The sequence below is a fragment of the Gluconobacter vitians genome, from assembly GCF_015244565.1.
GTDB lineage: Bacteria > Pseudomonadota > Alphaproteobacteria > Acetobacterales > Acetobacteraceae > Gluconobacter > Gluconobacter vitians.
Window position 1 is genome coordinate 1 of the sequence record NZ_JABCQG010000083.1, and the last position, 855, is coordinate 855.

Below are 855 nucleotides of genomic sequence, written 5' to 3' on the forward strand. Positions count from 1 at the left end.
GAAGAGGTGGAGGGATTGAAGAACCGTCATTGAAGTTCCTGTGACCTGATTTTGAGGCTCATTAGGCTGCTTTGATGGTTTTTGGATCTGGCTTTCACTTTGCGTTTTGAGCAGAGCGAGGGCTCCATGCTCTGGATGGCTATGCATTGGAGTAAATCCGCTCCAGGGACAGGAAGCGGCACATGTTGTAAATGATATTGGCCAGTCTGATCCTCATGGTTGTCCGGGTAATGCCTGTGGTTCGGACAAACAGTCCCGTCTATGATTTCTGATCGACAAAGACATGCCCGACACGGTGTCGGGTAACGGATTTCCCGACATTGGACCGCTGGATATATGCCGGGGCATGGATTTAAGATGCGGCTTTTTTCTGTGGACCTTTAAGACAAAACTCCTGCCTGTCCATGAAAGCCTCACGGGCTGCAGCATCGGTTGCTGTCCATTTCCGGATCAGCCTGAACTTCCAGTCAATAGAAATATGCGATTTGTAAAAGAACGGGATGGCAGGATCTGTTGCGGGCATGGTCCCATCGTCCTGTCGCTGCGCTTTGGTGAACTTCAGCGTCCAGCGGCCATGCGATCCTTGTGTGACAGCCTGGCCAGCTTGACTTGCCAAGCCTCGGGAACATGTGCTGCCCGCAGATCTACCTTCTCAGCGTTGGTATTGCGCGCTCTAGAGTTGCAACCAATGTCGCGTCCAGGATCTGGCCTGATATCGGCAGATAACCGGCATCCCGCAATATGGTATCGAACCGGTTGAACAGTCTTTCAATTGCACCCGCCTGCATCAGACATTCGCAGAACAGCCAGACCGTTCTGGCATCAGGCACACGAGCCAACAGGTCCAGTCCCGGA

The 855-nt window shown here is 52.6% G+C and carries 1 pseudogene; it reads right to left on the reverse strand.

The window, feature by feature from the left end:
* Positions 1-139: 139 nt before the first annotated feature.
* Positions 140-855, reverse strand: a pseudogene (locus HKD24_RS15160) (IS5/IS1182 family transposase); the annotation flags it as partial.